Below are 15,415 nucleotides of genomic sequence, written 5' to 3'. Positions count from 1 at the left end.
CATGGCAGAGACGAATCCCGCCCTCGACCGGCGAGCGGCGCTGAAGGCCAAGAGCCGCCAGGCGATCTTGGACGCCGCCGCCGACCTGATGCGCAGGCGCAGCAGCGCCGACTTCTCCGTGGACGAGCTGGCCGCGGCCGCCGACGTTTCGCGCCGCACCGTCTTCAACCACTTCGCCTCCCTGGAGGACGTGGTCACCGCCGTGGCCGGGCAGATGCTCGCCGAGGTCGTCGGCGGGCTGGGCGAGCAGGCCGCGAACTCCGGCCGCCGGGGCGGCACCATCCTCCAAGACCTCGCGGACACCGCGTCGGGGAGTCACCTGGTGCCGACCATCGTCCACCTGACCGAGATCTTCCAGGTCGAGGACGACGACCGGCACTCGACCCGCGAGGCCGTGCTGATGCAGCGGGCCTTCGCCCTGTTCAACCAGCAGATGTCGGCCGTGATGTCGCAGCGGCATCCCGAGATCGACGCGCGGCGCGTGGAGATGCTGGTGGCCGCGTTCTGCGGCGGCATCCTCGCGCAGTTCGACCACTGGATCGCCGAGACCGGCGGGGTCGACACCCCCGAGTCCCGCCGCGCCTGGGACGACCTCATCTCGGCCCTGGTCTCGCTGCTGCGCGACCCATCCGCCTGAGAGCCCATGTCCGCCAAGGAAACCCGCGAACACCCGATCAATGAGAGACCGCCATGGCTGAATTCCTATACCGGGTCGGGCGCTGGTGCGCCCGCCGCGCCCGCACCGTCATCGCCGCCTGGGTACTGCTCCTGGCGATGGCCGCCGGAGCGTTCGTCCTGTTCGGAGGGACGCTGTCGAACGCGTTCTCCATTCCCGGCACCGCCACCGAAGAGGTGACCCAGCACCTTCAGGAGTCGCTGCCCGAGGCCTCCGGCGGCACCGGGAGCATCGTCCTCAGCACCGAGGACGGCGAGGCGTTCACCGACGCGCAGCGGGCCGAGGTCGCCGACCTGGTCGCGCAGGCCTCCGACGTCGACGGCGTCGAGACAGTCATCGACCCCTTCGCCACCGAAGCCCAGCGCGCCGAACAGGAACAGCAGGTCGACGGCGGACTCGCCGAGATCGAATCCGGGCGCATCGAACTCGCTTCAGCCCAGTCCCAGCTCGACGCCGCCCGCGAACAGGCCGAGGCTGCGGGCCAGGCCGAAGCCGCCGCCCCCGAACTCGACGCCCAGCAGGAACAGCTCGATGCGCAGTCCGCCGAACTGGAAGCCCAGGCGGCCCAGCTCGAACAGAGCGCGACCCTGCTCGAACTCGCCTCGGACATCACCACCGTCTCCGAGGACGGCTCCACCGCGGTCGTCATGGTCTCCTTCACCGACGCGCAGCTCGAGGTCACGCCCGAGACCAAGGCCGGCGTCACCGACATCTTCGACGACCACCCGATCGACGGCGTCGAGTCCGACTACTCCGCCGAAATGCTCGACACCCTCCCGAGCCTGGTGGGAGCCAGCGAGGTCGTCGGCCTCATCGTCGCCGGGATCGTCCTGATCGTCATGCTCGGCACCCTGATCGGCGCCGGGCTGCCGCTGCTCACCGCCCTCGTCGGCGTCGGGGTCGGCGCGCTGGCGACCCTGTCGCTCTCCGGCGTGGTCGATATGGCCTCGGTGACCCCGATCCTCGGCGTCATGCTCGGCACCGCCGTCGGCATCGACTACTCGCTGTTCATCGTCAACCGCCACCGCCGCCAACTCAAGGACGGCTACGACGTTCCCGAGTCGATCGCGCTGGCCACCGGCACCTCCGGCAATGCGGTCGTCTTCGCCGGCGCCACCGTCCTCATCGCACTGCTGGCGCTCAATGTCACCGGCATCCCCTTCCTGGGCCTCATGGGTTCGGTCGGCGCGCTGTGCATCGCGACCGCGGTCCTCGTCGCCATCACCTTCATGCCCGCGATGCTGTCGCTGGTCGGACTGCGCATCCTCGGCCGCCGGGACCGGGCCGCCCGCGAGGCGAACGGCCACGCGCCCGCCGACGCGCCGGATCTCAAGCCGATGAAGAGCTGGAAGGCCGTCCTCAGCGTCCTGGTCGGCATCGGCGCGCTCGTCGTAGTCGCCCTGCCCGCCATGGACATGCGGCTCAACCTGCCCGACGGCTCGGCCGAACCGCACGACACCACCCAGTACCAGGCGTACGCCACCGTTGCCGACAAGTTCGGCGAGGGCCAGAACGGCACGCTGCTGGTGGTCGCCGACCTGCCCCAGAGCCCGGACGAGGCCGGCGCGCTGGCAGCGCAGGCCGAGATCGCCCAGGCATTGGCCGACACCGACGACGTGGCCGCCGTGGCCCCGATCGGCACCTCAGAGGACGGCACCGTCCTGGCCTTCCAGGTCGTGCCCGAGGAGGGCCCGACGAGCGAGTCCACAGGGGATCTGGTGCACGCACTGCGGGACCTGTCCATCGACGGCGTCGATGAACTCGGCGTCGCGGGCACGGCCAGCGGCAATATCGACATCTCCGAGAAGCTCGCCGACGCCCTGCCGACCTACCTGGCGGTCGTCGTCGGACTGTCGCTGCTCATCCTGATCCTGGTGTTCCGCTCGATCTTCGTGCCGGTCGTCGCCACGCTCGGGTTCATCCTCAGTTACTTCGCCGCGCTCGGCGGCGTGGTCGCGATCTACCAGTGGGGCTGGATGGCCGACCTGTTCGGCGTCGAGACCCCCGGCCCGGTCCTGAACTTCCTGCCGACCATCGTCGTCGGGGTCCTGTTCGGACTCGCGATGGACTACATGCTGTTCCTGGGCACGGGAATGCGCGAGGCCTACGCCCACGGCGTCCCGGCGCGGCTGGCCGTGGTGTCGGGGGTGCGGGCCGGACGCGCGGTCGTCACCGCCGCCGCGATCATCATGATCGCCGTCTTCGGCGGCTTCGTGTTCTCGCACTCGACCATGATCCGGCCCATCGGGTTCGCGCTCGCCTTCGGCGTGCTGGTGGACGCGTTCCTGGTGCGGATGCTGATCATTCCGGCGCTGATGCACCTGGTGGGGGACAAGGTCTGGTGGCTCCCGAGGTGGCTCGACCGGATCCTGCCCGACGTGGACGTGGAGGGCGCGAAGTTGGAACGCCGCCATGCGCACCACGGCGCGGAGGAGAAGGCCGAGGCCTGATTCCATAGAGCACGATGACGGCCCGAACCGGTCAGGTTCGGGCCGTCGTCGCGTCCGTGTCCGCTTGACGAAGTATCGAAGGATATCTATAGTTTTAGGAGCGTAACTTCCGAGGCCGTCATCGAAACTTTCGAACGCGACTGCTCGGCCCGTAATAACATTCCTTCCCCCGCAGGACATCCGCCCACGGTTGGGAGCGATAACACCCAGTGTGGACGCACCGCGAGGGGACCAGATCCAGTCCGGAAGGCAAAGCCATGAAACAGCCATTGCGGCTCAGAACCCGGTTGGCGGTGCTCGCGACCGCTTTGGTTGCCGCGTTCGCCGCCGTATTCGCCGCCGCCACCTTCAATGCCGCCGCAGAGTCCTCGTCCGACCCGGTACAGGTCGAGCAGCTCCCGTCCAGTTTCGAATGGAGTTCCAGCGGTGAGCTGATGGGGCCGAAACCCGATGCGGCCCACCCGAATATCGCGGGGCTCAAGGACCCGTCGGTGGTCTTCCACGACGGCAGGTGGCACGTCTTCGCCAGCATCGCGAGCTCCGCCGGCTACAACATGGTCTACATCAACTTCACCGACTGGTCGGAGGCCGCGTCGGCCCCGCACTACTTCCTCGACCAGTCCGGCATCGGCACCGGCTACCGGGCCGCGCCCGAGGTGTTCTTCTTCGAGCCCGAGGGCCTGTGGTACCTGGTCTACCAGGACGGCAATGCCGCCTACTCGACCAACCCCGACATCAACGACCCCGCCGGTTGGACTGCGCCGCAGCACTTCTACCCGGGAATGCCTCAGATCATCGAGGACAATATCGGCGACGGCTACTGGGTCGACATGTGGGTGACGTGCGACGACGTCGACTGCCACCTCTTCTCCTCGGACGACAACGGCCACCTCTACCGCTCAGAGACGACCGTCGGGGAGTTCCCGAACGGCATGAGCGAACCGGTGATCGCGATGGAGGAGGCCGACAAGTACGCGCTGTGGGAAGCGGCCAACGTCTACAAGCTCCAGGGCACGGACGAGTACCTGCTGCTGGTGGAGGCGTTCGGGACGGTCGGCCGCTACTTCCGGTCCTGGACCTCGACCGACATCGCCGGGCCATATACGCCGCTGGCCGACTCCCACGAGAACCCGTTCGCCTCCGCGGCCAATGTGTCCTTCCCCGACGGGGTCTGGACCGAGGACATCAGCCACGGCGAGATGATCCGGGCGGGCATCGACCAGAAGCTCGAGATCAAGCCCTGCGAGATGCAGTACCTCTACCAGGGCATGGATCCGAACGCGGGCGGCGACTACAACAGCCTCCCGTGGCGCCTCGGCCTGCTCACGCAGACCAACGCCCCCTGCGCCTCCGACGAGTAGACCACCGCGCCGGACGACGGCACCACCTCTTCGGCCCCGGCCGGCGACTGCACGGCTGAGGTCACCGTTTCGAACTCGTGTGGCTCGGGCTGGCAGGGCAAGGTCGCCGTCACCGCCGGTTCGGGCGGGCTCGAAGGCTGGGACCAGACCTGGAATGGCCGGACCCGAGTGAAAAGCGCTTGCCGGGGCGATCGTCCGGTCCTACACTCGCCGGATGGCAGACACCCCCTTCCTGTGGCTCATCGGCACGGCCGGCTCGGGGAAGACCACGACCGCATGGGCGCTCTACTCACAGCTCGCCGATGAAGGCGTCAAGGTCGCGTTCGTCGACGGCGACCAGCTGGGGATGGCGTATCCCGCCCGACCCGGGGACCCGGACAACGACCAGGTCACGGCGCGGGGGCTCGGCGCGGTATGGCCGGGATTCCGTGCAGCCGGGGCGCAGTGCCTCATCGTGTCCGGCTTGGTGGATCGGGCGGCGACGGTCGCGGACTTCGCCACCCAGGTTCCCGACACGGCGATGACCTTGGTCGAGCTCAGGGTCGGGACCGAGGAGCTGCGGGACCGCCTGATCGGGCGCGGCTCGGAGAACCTGATCGAACCGGCCATCGCGCTTGCCGCCGCGCTTGAACGCGAACCGCTCACCGAGCACCGCGTCGACACCGGCGGCAGGAGCGTCGAAGAGGTGGTGAAGCTGCTCCGCGGACGCATCGGCGACTGGCCCGGTGCCACCGCGAGCAGTGTGCGGGCGTTCGACGCTCCGGCTCCGGTCGAGAGCGACCGGTTGCCGATGGCGTGGATCTGCGGCGCCACCGGCGTGGGGAAGTCCACGGTGGCCTTCGGGGTCTTCATGCGGCTCTTGAGCTCCGGCGTGAAGGCGTCGTACGTCGACCTCGCACAGATCGGCTGGTTCCGGCCGACCGCCGAGGACGACCCGGGCGGCCACCGCCTCAAGGCCCGCAACCTCGCGGCGCTGTGGCGGACCCACCGCGCGGCCGGTTCGGAGTATCTGGTGGTGTCCGGTACCGGCGGAGGTGCGGCGACGGCGCGGCACTACCTGGACGCGGTACCCGACTGTGAGCCCGCGGTCGTACGCCTCGACGCCCGGCCCGAGATCCTCGCCGACAGGATCCGCTTGCGGGGCAAGGGCATCGGAGTCGAGCTCCCAGGCGATGACCTGCGGGGTCTCCCCGAGGCCGACCTCGAACGCCGCATCGAGGCGGCGAAGGAGGAAGCGGCCCAGCTCGAAAGGGACTACATCGGCGAATTCCGATTGGACACGAGCGACCGAACCCCGGACGAGCTCGCCGACGCCATCATGGACCTGATCGGACGTTGCGGCAGCCGGCCGTGACATCGGTTTTGAGACCTGGACGGGTCCCGTCGTTACCGCTGCACTGCGGCGGCGCGGAAACCCTCGTTCTCCCGGGCTATGAAGCGGCGCAGGGTGGCACCGAACAGCAGCGTGAACGGTCCGGCGGCGCGCCCGGTGGCCTCGACGCTCAGCGTATTGCGGCAGGTGTCGCCGTCGACGTCCTCCACGAGGTGCGCGCCCGCCAGCGTCAGGCCCCGATGCCTTGTCTCCCAGACGAGCCGGGAGCCGGGCTCGAATTCGGTGACGGTCCAGATCGCCTTCGGCTGCATCGGCTGCTTGATCCGGGCCCGGCCGCCCACGCCGAGCGGGGCCGGGTCGAGCAGTTCTATGTGCTGCATCGTGGGGGTGAAGTCGGGCCAGCGCTCGATGTCGACGGTCAAGTCCCAGACCACCGATGCCGGAGCGCTGATGAGGAGTGAGTGCTCGTATCGCATGCTTCGCATTCTGGTGGATTCCCGGCTCGGTGGCCAGTAGCGGACGGGGCCGAAGACCGCTGCGAAGAAAATCCCAAGAAAATATTGGAATGATGTAGAAAACGAGGGGGAGGCTCCGTCGTCTCACTTGAGCGTCCGGAAGAGCCGGGCGGATGATGGAGACCCGGAGGTCACCATGAAGTACGTCATCCTGATCCACTCGAACCCGCAGCCCTGGGGACACCCGACCGGGGACTTCATTCCCGAGCAGCAGGCCCTGCCGGCCGAGCAGCGCCGGCGGATGAATTCGGAGTTCGAGGCGCTGCTGACGGAGATCCATGAGAGCGGCGAACTGGTCAGCGCGGAGGCCCTCGCCGATCCGACCACCTCGACTATCTACCGCTGGGAGGACGGCAAGCCGCTGTCCACCGACGGCCCGTACTCCGAATTCAAGGAGCACCTGGCCGGGTTCTTCCTGGTCGACGTCGCCAGTTTCGAACGCGCCCAAGAGATCGCGAAGGTCTTCTCTGGCCCGGGCGAGACGATCGAACTGCGACCGGCGATGTGGCCGGGCGGCGAGGAGCAGTGAGTCCATGGCATTGACATCGGACGGCGACCTTGAGGACGTGTGGCGGCGCGAGTCGGCCCACGTCCTCGGGGCGCTGGTCCGCCGCTACGGCAACTTCGACCACTGCGAGGACGCCGTCCAGGAGGCCCTGATCGCGGCGGCCCTGCACTGGCCGCGCGAGGGCTTGCCGACGAACCCCCGCGCCTGGCTGATCCGGGCCGCCTCCCGCCGCCTGATCGACGCGCAGCGAAGCGATTTGGCGAGGACCACCCGGGAAACCACCGAGGTGGAGCGCGATCCCGGACCGGTCCGCAACCTCCCGCTTCAGGACGACTCCCTGCACGTACTGCTGCTGTGCTGCCACCAGTCGCTTTCCCGCGCTTCGCAAGTGGCGCTGACGCTGCGGGCGGTGGGAGGTCTGACGACGGAGCAGATCGCAGCGGCCTTCCTGGTCCCGGTGGCGACCATGGCACAGCGGATCACCCGGGCCAAGACCACCCTCGCCGAAGCGGAGGCCCGCCTGGGAGAGGTGAGAGCGGGAGACCTCCCGGCCCGGGTCCAGTCGGTGAGGCAGGTGCTCTACCTGATCTTCAATGAGGGCTACACCCGAAGCGGCGGAACCGAACTGGTCGACGTCTCCCTCACCCGGGAGGCGATCCGCCTCACCAGGGAACTCCACCAGCGACTCCCGAGCGACACCGAGACCGCGGGTCTCCTGGCGTTGATGCTGCTCACCGAGGCCAGAGCGTCGGCCCGGGTGGACGCCGACGGCGAACTGATCCCACTGGCGGACCAGGACAGATCCCAATGGAACCCCGAAATGATCGCAGAGGGAGTATCCCTAGTGGAGAAAGCCCTCCCGGTGGGTCCGGTGGGCCCGTTTCAACTGCAAGCGGCCATTGCCGCCGTCCATGATGAGGCAGCGGACTATTCCGCGACCGACTGGCCGCAAATCGCCGAGCTCTACCGAATGCTCGACGCGCTGGCGCCCAGCCCGATCGTGACGATGAACCGGGCCGTGGCAGTGGCGATGGCCGAAGACCCGACCGCAGGACTGGCGCACCTCGATCCCCTGCTGCGAGATCGAAAGCTGGCGAAGAACCATCGCCTGCATGCGGTCCGGGCTCATCTGTTGGAGCAGGCCGGTTGCAAGGCCGAAGCCGGAGCGGCGTACCGAGAAGCAGCCCGGCTCACCACCAGCGTCCCCGAACAGCGGTACCTCTTGCGCAAGGCCGCCACTCTCGCCTGAAACATGACGCGAAGTCCAGCGGCAGTTGACGAACCGCCTGCCGCCGGACCTGTGTAGGGCCGGGGAGCAGCGGCTTCCAATTGGTTCGGTCTGGGCATAATGAGCCGCATGTCCTCGACCGAACCCCTCGAAGTCAGGCCCGCCCATGAACCCTGGTGAGCTGCTCGGCAACCGGTACCTGCTGCGCGAGCGCATCGGCTCGGGCGGCATGGGCGAAGTGTGGTCCGCCGACGACCAGGCGTTGCGACGCACGGTCGCGCTCAAAGTGATGCATTCCGCGCTCGCCGAGGACCCCTCGTTCCGGCAGCGGTTCCAGCAGGAGGCCCGCACCGTCGCCGCGCTAGCCGTCCCCGGCGTGGTGAACATCTACGACATCTGCGAGGATCCCGCGCCCGGCGGCGGCGTGACGGCGTACCTGGTCATGGAGTTCGTGACCGGCCAGACCCTGGCCAACCTCCTCGATCTGCGCGCGCCGATCCCGGCGCACCGGGCGGTGCCGCTACTGACGCGGGTGGCCGAAGCGCTGGACGCCGCACATCGCGCGGGGATCTTGCACCGCGACATCAAGCCCGGCAACATCCTCGTCAACAGCCGCGATAAACCAACCATTGTGGACTTCGGAATCGCGTATCGGCCTGAGCAGACAGCGCTGACCGCCACCGGGACCGTCCTGGGCACGGTCGGCTACGCCTCACCCGAACAGTTGGAAGGCCAACCGCTCACCAGCGCCTCCGACCTCTACTCGCTCGCCGTGGTCGCCTACGAGTGCCTCAGCGGCGCCACCCCGTTCCGGCGTCCGTCGGCGGCCGCGGTCATCAGCGCGCACCTGCGCGACGAGCCGCCGCCGCTCCCCGCGTCCGTACCCGCCCCGGTCGCCGCGGTAGTCATGCGGGCCTTGGCAAAGCAGCCCTCGCACCGACCGCCCACGGCCGACGCGTTCGCGAAGGACCTGGAGGCGGCGCTCTCCGCGGAACCAGAGCGAGACACGCTTCCCTTGGGTTCGGGATCGACTCCGCGAGTGACGACGCCGATGTCGGCCGCAATCTCGCCGCCGACCGAGCCGATGACCGTGATCGCCACGACCGCCCAACCCGAGAAGTCCCCGAAGCGCGGGCGCGGCTTGGCATGGGCCCTGGTCGCGGTCGTCGCGGCGGTCGGGGTCACGATCGGGGCCATGCGCTTCTGGGACCGGCACGACTCGCCGGAGGACCCGCAGAGCAGTCCTGTTGCTTCCGACAGCGAAAGCTCGGAGACCTCACCGGAGGCCGTCGAAAGCACGGATACCGAGACTCCGGCGGCCGAAGAGCCCGACCCGGAGCTGCCGGCGGGGAATTCGGTCCTGGTGAACGCCGAGTCCGGTCTGTGCCTGCTCGGCGCACCTTCGATGCAGAGCGCGGAAATGGGCCTGTGCGAGGAGAGTGAAATCAACACCTGGAACTTCAACCCGACGGAAGAAGGCTCGGTCGAGATCTACTTCGACCACCTGCCCGGTGAAGGAGAGAACAACAACAGCGGATGTATCGAGTGGCGGGACCGGGAGGACTGGATCGAGTTCACGGACGGCTGCATCTCGGAGAACGACTGGGAGTTCACCTACCTGAGGACGGATGAAGCCGAGGACGCCGACTTCTGGCTGATCACCACTGTGGGGGGCGACTACTGCCTCCACGCCGACGAGTACCTGCCGTACCTCAGGCGCTGCATCGAGGACGAGCCGTCCCAGCAGTGGCGGACCGTCGCCGCCTAAGCGATGCCCCGTGGTGAGGTCGCCGAGGGTCGGTTCTCCGGCCCATTCGTATTCGAGCTGAAGCGATCCGCTCGGGAAGATCCGCGACTTGGTCAGCCGCAAGGCCGAAGGCATTGCGCCGCCTTCGAACACGCGCTTCCCGCGGCCGAGCACCACCGGGTGGATCCACACGTTCATCCGGTCCACCAGCCCTTGCGCGAGCAGCGACTGCACCAGGTTGAGACTGCCGATCACGTGGATCTGGCGGTAGCGCCCCTTGAGCCCGGCCACGCCCTCGGCGAGGTCGCCTGCGAGGACGCTGGCGCCTTCCCAGGCCAGCGGCTCCTTGAGCGTCCGGCTGGCGACGTACTTCGGGACGCGATTGAGCAGGGGCTTGAAGTCGATCTCGTCGGGAGCGGTGGGCCAGTATCCCGCGAAGAGGTCGTACGTGCGCCGGCCCAGCAGCAGTGCGTCCATACTCTTGGCCTGGCCGAACATGACGTCCTCGGCTTCGGGGTCGACCAGCGGCACCTGCCACCCGCCGTACTCGAATCCGTCGGAGGGGTCCTCCTCGGGCGCGCTGATCGCCTGCGCGACGCCGTCGAGGGTCATGTACTCGGTGACGATGAGTTCTCCCATGGCGCGGTCCTCTCTAAAAGGGAATCCTTGCCAATTGAGACTACGCAGCGCTCCTGAAATCATCGGGCTGATCGAGGTTCGCGGAACGACTGAGATACGCCTGGAGTGCTTCGTGCCGGAATTCATAGGTTGCGCCTACCTGGCGGAAGATGCCCTCCCGGTGGGTCTCCTCAAGAAAGCTCATGAGCCGAAACGGCAAAGGGCGTCTTCCGGAAAGCCAGAGATACAAGTGTGTGAACCGGTAGAGCAGCCAGAATCCCTCTTTGGCGGTCGACATAACCCCGAACGCCAATCCTGTCGTCAGCCCCAGCTCTGGTCCAACTGCGATCGATGCTCCCAACCCGACCCCCAGCCCGCCCACCAGCCCAGAAGCGGCGGCTACGTTGCGAGCGTCGGTGAGAATCGCTCTGGGCCCGCGAAGTTTCAGCCGAGTGGGAGTCTGCGGCGAGGACAGGTCGACCATCAGCCCGGCTCCCAGCCCGGCCGCCAGCATGAAGCCCAGCCCCGTCGTAATCCCGAACGTCAGCCCTGATGCCAGCCCGACCACCAGCCCTGATGGCAGCCCGACCACCAACCCGGCTCCCAGCCCGGCCCCCAGCGACTTGATGAGCCGTCGACCGTCAGTTTTGAGTCGTTGCGGTGAATCAGACTTGCGGACGCGCCTCTGCTGCGCACTGATCTCCAGCCAGGTTCCCAGTCCGAAGATCAGACCGCTCGCAAGCCCTCCCATCAGCGATACGGAGATCCCGACCCACAACCCTCCCACCAGGGTTACTCCGAGCCCGGCAGCGAGTGGGAACATCAGCTTGACAGTGATGGGCCTGAGCGATCGGTGAAGGTCCCACCATGCGAATGTCGCAGTGCCGAGGTCGTCCATGTGTTCGGCGATGAAGCGCAGGTAGCGGAGGCGTTGGGCAGCAGCGTGTTCGGGTTCGCCGGGTATCGCCTGGTCGGAGTAGAGGGTGGGGAGATACCGGGCGATGAGGTGCTGCTCGACAGCGTTCTTGTCCTCAAAGGCGCTGAGCGTCTCGCGATCGGGTTTGTCCTCTTTGCTCTTGTAGGCCTCGCGGCAGAGGAACACCATGAGCGGTGTATCCAGGGCTTGAGCGAAGTGGCTGCCATTGCCGAGTTGCTCGAACACTGCCTTCCAGTGCTCGGCGCCTTGGCCGCCTTTCTCAAGGAAGGCCCTCGCCTTCTCGGGCCGGATCGGCTGCAGCTTGACCACTGACATCTCCTGGAACGGCCTGCCGTCGATGTCCAGCGCCGTGTTGAACTCTTCAATGCGCGAGGTCAGCACGATCGGGCTGCGGGCCGCGTCCAGCGCCTCGCGAAGGCGTTCGATCGCTCTCGCGTGCAACGGTTCTGGAATCTCATCGAACCCGTCGAGGACCGCCACCAGTCGACCGCGTTGGAACAGTTGTGATGCGGTCTCAGTCTGTCGACTCCGTGTGCCAGACGGCAGTTGGTACACGTCGGTCAGCTGCCCGGCGAGCCATTCGGTCAGACTGGTGTCCGGGTTCCAGTCCCTGACGCCCAGCAGGACCGGGACCGGCCCTTCAGGGTCGTCTTCGGGCCGCTGCGCGAGAAGTTGGTGGGCCAGGAGCATCGCGGTGGCCGACTTCCCCGCTCCCTTGTCGCCGAGAACCACGGTCAGTGGTGAGTGCTCGCGGCGCCAGTCCTCACCGAGGGTCGAGACGTCCCGAGTACGCGGTCTCCTCACCTTGACGTGCGGACTGGTGATGACGTCCTCGGAGAGGGACCATTCGACCTGGATGAAGCTCGAACCGGACAGCTTGAGCGATGCGATCTCCCCGGCCACCGACTTCCTGACATTGTCGGCGAGCCGTTCGAGGTACTCCGCACGGTATTCGTCGGACGAAGTGACGTCGGACCGATCGTTGGACATGGCCCGCAACCCGATCGCGGCGACAACGAGCGCGAGGACGGGCACGAGCAGCATGACCGCGTCGTACTGGGCGCGGAGTTCAGGGGTGGCGGCCAGCAACCAGCACACGTACGCCGCCACGATGGCGATGGCGGCCAACAGGAGCGGATTGCGGAACCAGGGGCGAGGAGCGGGCTCTGACACTCCTTCGATGTTATGGGACAACAGGGTCGAGCGGCGGTCCGGACGGTCATCAGCCCGGCCCCACCGCTGCTCGCGGCACCGCGGTCGCTAACGCCAGTCGTCGGGCTTCGGCTCCTGTTCCCGGTCCTCGTCCAGGGCCTCATCGTCATCCGGATCGGGCGGCGGACCCTGCTCCCCGGATTCGCGGATGACCTCGGCCCGCTCCCGGTCGTCCACGGTCACGTGGATCTCCTCCTGGGCGGCCGCGGCCGGGGACTCCTCGGCCCACACGTCTTCCTGGTCGTGCAGCTCGCCCGCCTGCGGGTCGGGACCCTCGCCCCAGCTATCGGTGACCGCCTCCCCGAGCTCGTCCGGCTCCTCGTCCTCCAGGGCCTCATCGAGCGACACGCCCAGCTGCTCTTCGGCGGGCGTGGTGCCGTGGCGGTCCGCGCCCTTGTAGCCCTCGGCCTCCAGGATCTCCTGTTCCAGGGACTCCTCGTTATCCCGTTCGTCATCGACGTGCCCGAACGTCTCTTCCTCGGCGGCCGAATACGGCCTGCGATCGGTGGACATGGCTCCTCCCTCCGCCACAGAGGGGCTACCCGTCAGCACCGCCCGGTAATCAGCCCGGCTTCACTGCGGGACAAGACCTGATCGGAAATTCGGATGCGGCAACGACAGGCCCTGAGCAGACTGGGCGGATGAGTACCGCACTTGCGCCGCTGTACGCCGTATCCGGCGCCCCCGGCTCCGGAAAGTCCACCATCCTTCCGGAGCTGCTCAAGATCGCCGCGGGGATCGTGGTGATGGACATCGATGAGCTGCTCGAAGATGGCCGGCTGCTGGGCTTGCCCATCGCCGTTCCCGAAGCGGAGCCGATCTGGCCGGCCTACCGGCGCATGTGGCAGCGGATCATCGACATGCCCCGTCGGGCCGGACATCCGGCGCTGCTCCTGAGCCCGAACACACCCGACGAGATCGCAGGAGCCACCGCCTGCCTGCTGCTGGACTGCGCCGACGGCATCCGAGCCGAACGCCTACGAGCACGCCGTGACAGCGACCGACAGATCGAGGCGGCCTTGGAAGACGCGCGATATTACCGGGGCATCTTCGATACGACCCTCGTCACCGATGGACTCGAACCACCGATCATCGCGGAACAGGTCCTTGCGTGGGCTCGCTCAACGCCGACCAACAGCCCAGGACACCAATAGATGGCCCCGATGATCGAAGAACTGAGCAACCAGATCACCGCAAGGTCACCCAAGAACGGCCAGTTCCTGATGGTGGCCATCGACGGACGCGGGGGCTCGGGCAAGTCGACCTTGACCGACAAGCTCGCGCCCCGCCTTCCGGGCTTCACGGTCATTCACGGCGACGACTACTGGGAGCCGAGCCAGGACAGTGAATTCGGCTGGTTCAACGAGGACCGCTTTCACCATGACGTCGTTGAACCGCTGGGCAAAGGCCGGCGCCACCTGACGTATCGCCCCTACGACTGGGAAGCCGAGCCGCACGGGCGGTCCCAGGAGCTGGTCGTGGGTGCCGGGATCGTCATCGAGCGCTGCTATTCGATGGGCCTGCGGCTCGATTGGGACTACACCGTCTGGGTCGACGCCACTCCCGAGCTAGCACTCGAGCGCGGTATCGGACGGGAACCGCACCAGGCAGAGGTCTGGGCGAACCTCTGGCTCCCCCGAGAAGACGCCTACATCGAGCGCGAACAACCGAAGGCCCGCGCCGACACCGTCATCGACGCCGCCGAGCACTTCGCGTAATCCTCCGGCGTCCCAGGAAACGGCGATAGCCGGGGGTGACGCGAGTCGCATTGGGGGATAAGGCCAGCGAGGCGCCGTAAGAGGTCTGCCCGAACTAGACACTTTTGTTGCAGAGGCGTGTCGCAGGTTGATCACGCGATTTTGATGTGTAAAGGTTTCAGCACGCGTGTATCACGCGTCCTTCAAATCCAACTGAATAGTAATCGCGGGCCGCCGTCCCGATCTTGGCAGAAAGTTCGGCGGCCCGCCCCTAGAAACCAGAGAGGAATACTCCCGTGGTCTCGTTCAGCGTACGCCATGACCCGGTTCCCGCCTCGGTCAAAATCGACCTCGAACTCCACAAGCCCTACCGCACCTGGTTCGGCCTCGGCCGCCTGCGCTGCGAGTGGTGCAACCACAAGTGGGGCGCCCACGGCTGCCCGCGCCGCCGCAGCGCCGTCAAACTCCTGGCCTCCCGGATCGGCTCCGACTCGCTTCGCGACGTCCTGTCGACGCTCATCGGATTCTCCTGGGGCGGTGCCGCATGAACCCCGAACGCATCGTCCTGGGCCGCTTCACCCTCGAACACCGCCGCATCGAGGTCTACCAACTCGCCGGCGGCTCCACCACCTCGGTCCGCCTGCGCCGCATCGCACCCGAACCGGCCGTCGACCTCGGCTACATCAACCGGATCGGCTCCCCCTTCGCCCGCCTCCACCTCTACCGCGCCGAATGGCCCGCCGCACTCCGCCGCACCGCCAAGGAGCACGCCGCCCAAATCTGCTTCCATGCGGCCCAGCAAGAAGCGGAGGTCGACGGATGAGCCTCCGCTTCATCGACAAGTACCCGCTCATCGGCACCACCGAAGTCGACGACTTCGAGCTCTGCTTCGCCTGGGTCTGGCACCAGCCCTGCCTCCGGGTCACCTTCGCCGAGACCGAGAACCCGCTCCTCGGGCGGGTGACCCACCTCGACGGCCTACCTCGCCTGGTAGCCGCCCCAACGGGTCTCGCCTGGCTGAACCAGGACGACCCGGCCCGCACCGGCGCAGTCCTCAACCACGCCATTGACCTCTGGAGAAGAAAGGAACAGATGTTCCGAGACTGCAACGGCTGAATCGACCTTGAGTCGGC

14 protein-coding genes and 2 pseudogenes are annotated in these 15,415 nt (G+C 67.4%); 12 read left to right on the top strand and 4 right to left on the bottom strand.

Annotated elements, in window-relative coordinates; genetic code table 11:
* Position 1 precedes the first annotated feature (1 nt).
* The 4 genes and pseudogenes from FAB82_RS08070 (at position 2) to FAB82_RS08055 (ending at position 5,841) form a co-directional block, all read left to right on the top strand.
* Entirely contained in the window at positions 2-637 is a 636-nt protein-coding gene (locus FAB82_RS08070; protein WP_136534025.1) for a TetR/AcrR family transcriptional regulator, read from the top strand.
* A 53-nt stretch (positions 638-690) separates the two neighbouring features.
* Positions 691-3,126, top strand: coding sequence for an MMPL family transporter (locus FAB82_RS08065; protein WP_136534024.1), 2,436 nt, complete (start codon positions 691-693; stop codon positions 3,124-3,126).
* A gap of 395 nt (positions 3,127-3,521) precedes the next feature.
* Positions 3,522-4,487: pseudogene (locus tag FAB82_RS08060) on the top strand (glycoside hydrolase family 62 protein); the annotation flags it as partial.
* A gap of 214 nt (positions 4,488-4,701) precedes the next feature.
* Positions 4,702-5,841, top strand: a complete 1,140-nt coding sequence (locus tag FAB82_RS08055; RefSeq protein ID WP_136534022.1) for an adenylyl-sulfate kinase — start codon at positions 4,702-4,704, stop codon at positions 5,839-5,841.
* A 32-nt stretch (positions 5,842-5,873) separates the two neighbouring features.
* On the opposite strand, the gene FAB82_RS08050 is transcribed toward FAB82_RS08055, so the two are convergent.
* Positions 5,874-6,296 carry an SRPBCC family protein gene (locus FAB82_RS08050; protein WP_136534021.1) on the bottom strand — a complete coding sequence of 141 codons (423 nt, stop codon included), beginning with the start codon at positions 6,294-6,296 and terminating at the stop codon, positions 5,874-5,876.
* 175 nt (positions 6,297-6,471) lie between these two features.
* Between FAB82_RS08050 and FAB82_RS08045 the strand changes: the two genes are divergently transcribed.
* The 3 genes from FAB82_RS08045 to FAB82_RS27460 all read left to right on the top strand — a co-directional run bounded on the left by FAB82_RS08045 (position 6,472) and on the right by FAB82_RS27460 (position 9,839).
* The gene (locus FAB82_RS08045) at positions 6,472-6,864 is read left to right on the top strand and encodes a YciI family protein (RefSeq protein WP_136534020.1); all 393 of its coding nucleotides are present in this window, start codon (positions 6,472-6,474) and stop codon (positions 6,862-6,864) included.
* A 4-nt stretch (positions 6,865-6,868) separates the two neighbouring features.
* The gene (locus tag FAB82_RS08040; RefSeq protein ID WP_136534019.1) at positions 6,869-8,092 is read left to right on the top strand and encodes an RNA polymerase sigma factor; all 1,224 of its coding nucleotides are present in this window, start codon (positions 6,869-6,871) and stop codon (positions 8,090-8,092) included.
* Positions 8,093-8,237: 145 nt separating this feature from the next.
* On the top strand, positions 8,238-9,839 hold the full coding sequence (locus FAB82_RS27460; protein WP_136534018.1) for a serine/threonine-protein kinase: 1,602 nt from the start codon (positions 8,238-8,240) through the stop codon (positions 9,837-9,839).
* A gap of 84 nt (positions 9,840-9,923) precedes the next feature.
* On the opposite strand, the pseudogene FAB82_RS28560 reads toward FAB82_RS27460, so the two are convergent.
* The 3 genes and pseudogenes from FAB82_RS28560 to FAB82_RS26960 form a co-directional block, all read right to left on the bottom strand.
* Positions 9,924-10,457: pseudogene (locus tag FAB82_RS28560) on the bottom strand (dihydrofolate reductase family protein); the annotation flags it as partial.
* A 40-nt stretch (positions 10,458-10,497) separates the two neighbouring features.
* Complete coding sequence (locus tag FAB82_RS08025) at positions 10,498-12,546, bottom strand: NACHT domain-containing protein (RefSeq protein WP_136534017.1); 2,049 nt, start codon at positions 12,544-12,546, stop codon at positions 10,498-10,500.
* Between the two features lie 87 nt (positions 12,547-12,633).
* Positions 12,634-13,098: a hypothetical protein gene (locus FAB82_RS26960; protein ID WP_168801486.1), complete on the bottom strand. Its 465-nt coding sequence runs from the start codon at positions 13,096-13,098 to the stop codon at positions 12,634-12,636.
* Positions 13,099-13,226: 128 nt separating this feature from the next.
* On the opposite strand from FAB82_RS26960, the gene FAB82_RS08020 reads away from it, so the two are divergent.
* The 5 genes from FAB82_RS08020 (at position 13,227) to FAB82_RS26955 (ending at position 15,398) form a co-directional block, all read left to right on the top strand.
* On the top strand, positions 13,227-13,739 hold the full coding sequence (locus FAB82_RS08020; protein ID WP_136534016.1) for a P-loop nucleotide/nucleoside kinase family protein: 513 nt from the start codon (positions 13,227-13,229) through the stop codon (positions 13,737-13,739).
* A gap of 9 nt (positions 13,740-13,748) precedes the next feature.
* Positions 13,749-14,303, top strand: coding sequence for a uridine kinase family protein (locus FAB82_RS08015; RefSeq protein WP_211116448.1), 555 nt, complete (start codon positions 13,749-13,751; stop codon positions 14,301-14,303).
* A gap of 275 nt (positions 14,304-14,578) precedes the next feature.
* Positions 14,579-14,830, top strand: a complete 252-nt coding sequence (locus FAB82_RS08010; RefSeq protein WP_136534014.1) for a hypothetical protein — start codon at positions 14,579-14,581, stop codon at positions 14,828-14,830.
* Positions 14,827-15,105 (top strand): hypothetical protein, encoded by a 279-nt coding sequence (locus tag FAB82_RS08005; RefSeq protein WP_136534013.1) that lies wholly within the window; start codon positions 14,827-14,829, stop codon positions 15,103-15,105. Before FAB82_RS08010 ends, FAB82_RS08005 begins: the two co-directional genes overlap by 4 nt.
* Positions 15,102-15,398 (top strand): hypothetical protein, encoded by a 297-nt coding sequence (locus FAB82_RS26955; protein ID WP_168801485.1) that lies wholly within the window; start codon positions 15,102-15,104, stop codon positions 15,396-15,398. Before FAB82_RS08005 ends, FAB82_RS26955 begins: the two co-directional genes overlap by 4 nt.
* The last annotated feature ends 17 nt before the right edge of the window (positions 15,399-15,415 follow it).

It is taken from the genome of Glycomyces buryatensis, assembly GCF_004912275.1.
Classification (GTDB): Bacteria; Actinomycetota; Actinomycetes; order Mycobacteriales; family Micromonosporaceae; genus Glycomyces; species Glycomyces buryatensis.
Note: the sequence above shows the minus strand (reverse complement) of the source record. Positions and strands in the feature narration are given on the sequence as shown.

What these genes read in the sequence shown, in the direction of transcription:
- FAB82_RS08070 (WP_136534025.1), top strand. Translation starts at nt 2, where the DNA reads ATGGCAGAGACGAATCCCGCCCTCGACCGGCGAGCGGCGCTGAAGGCC.
- FAB82_RS08065 (WP_136534024.1), top strand. Translation starts at nt 691, where the DNA reads ATGGCTGAATTCCTATACCGGGTCGGGCGCTGGTGCGCCCGCCGCGCC.
- FAB82_RS08055 (WP_136534022.1), top strand. Translation starts at nt 4,702, where the DNA reads ATGGCAGACACCCCCTTCCTGTGGCTCATCGGCACGGCCGGCTCGGGG.
- FAB82_RS08050 (WP_136534021.1), bottom strand. Translation starts at nt 6,296, where the DNA reads ATGCGATACGAGCACTCACTCCTCATCAGCGCTCCGGCATCGGTGGTC.
- FAB82_RS08045 (WP_136534020.1), top strand. Translation starts at nt 6,472, where the DNA reads ATGAAGTACGTCATCCTGATCCACTCGAACCCGCAGCCCTGGGGACAC.
- FAB82_RS08040 (WP_136534019.1), top strand. Translation starts at nt 6,869, where the DNA reads ATGGCATTGACATCGGACGGCGACCTTGAGGACGTGTGGCGGCGCGAG.
- FAB82_RS27460 (WP_136534018.1), top strand. Translation starts at nt 8,238, where the DNA reads ATGAACCCTGGTGAGCTGCTCGGCAACCGGTACCTGCTGCGCGAGCGC.
- FAB82_RS26960 (WP_168801486.1), bottom strand. Translation starts at nt 13,098, where the DNA reads ATGTCCACCGATCGCAGGCCGTATTCGGCCGCCGAGGAAGAGACGTTC.
- FAB82_RS08020 (WP_136534016.1), top strand. Translation starts at nt 13,227, where the DNA reads ATGAGTACCGCACTTGCGCCGCTGTACGCCGTATCCGGCGCCCCCGGC.
- FAB82_RS08015 (WP_211116448.1), top strand. Translation starts at nt 13,749, where the DNA reads ATGATCGAAGAACTGAGCAACCAGATCACCGCAAGGTCACCCAAGAAC.
- FAB82_RS08005 (WP_136534013.1), top strand. Translation starts at nt 14,827, where the DNA reads ATGAACCCCGAACGCATCGTCCTGGGCCGCTTCACCCTCGAACACCGC.
- FAB82_RS26955 (WP_168801485.1), top strand. Translation starts at nt 15,102, where the DNA reads ATGAGCCTCCGCTTCATCGACAAGTACCCGCTCATCGGCACCACCGAA.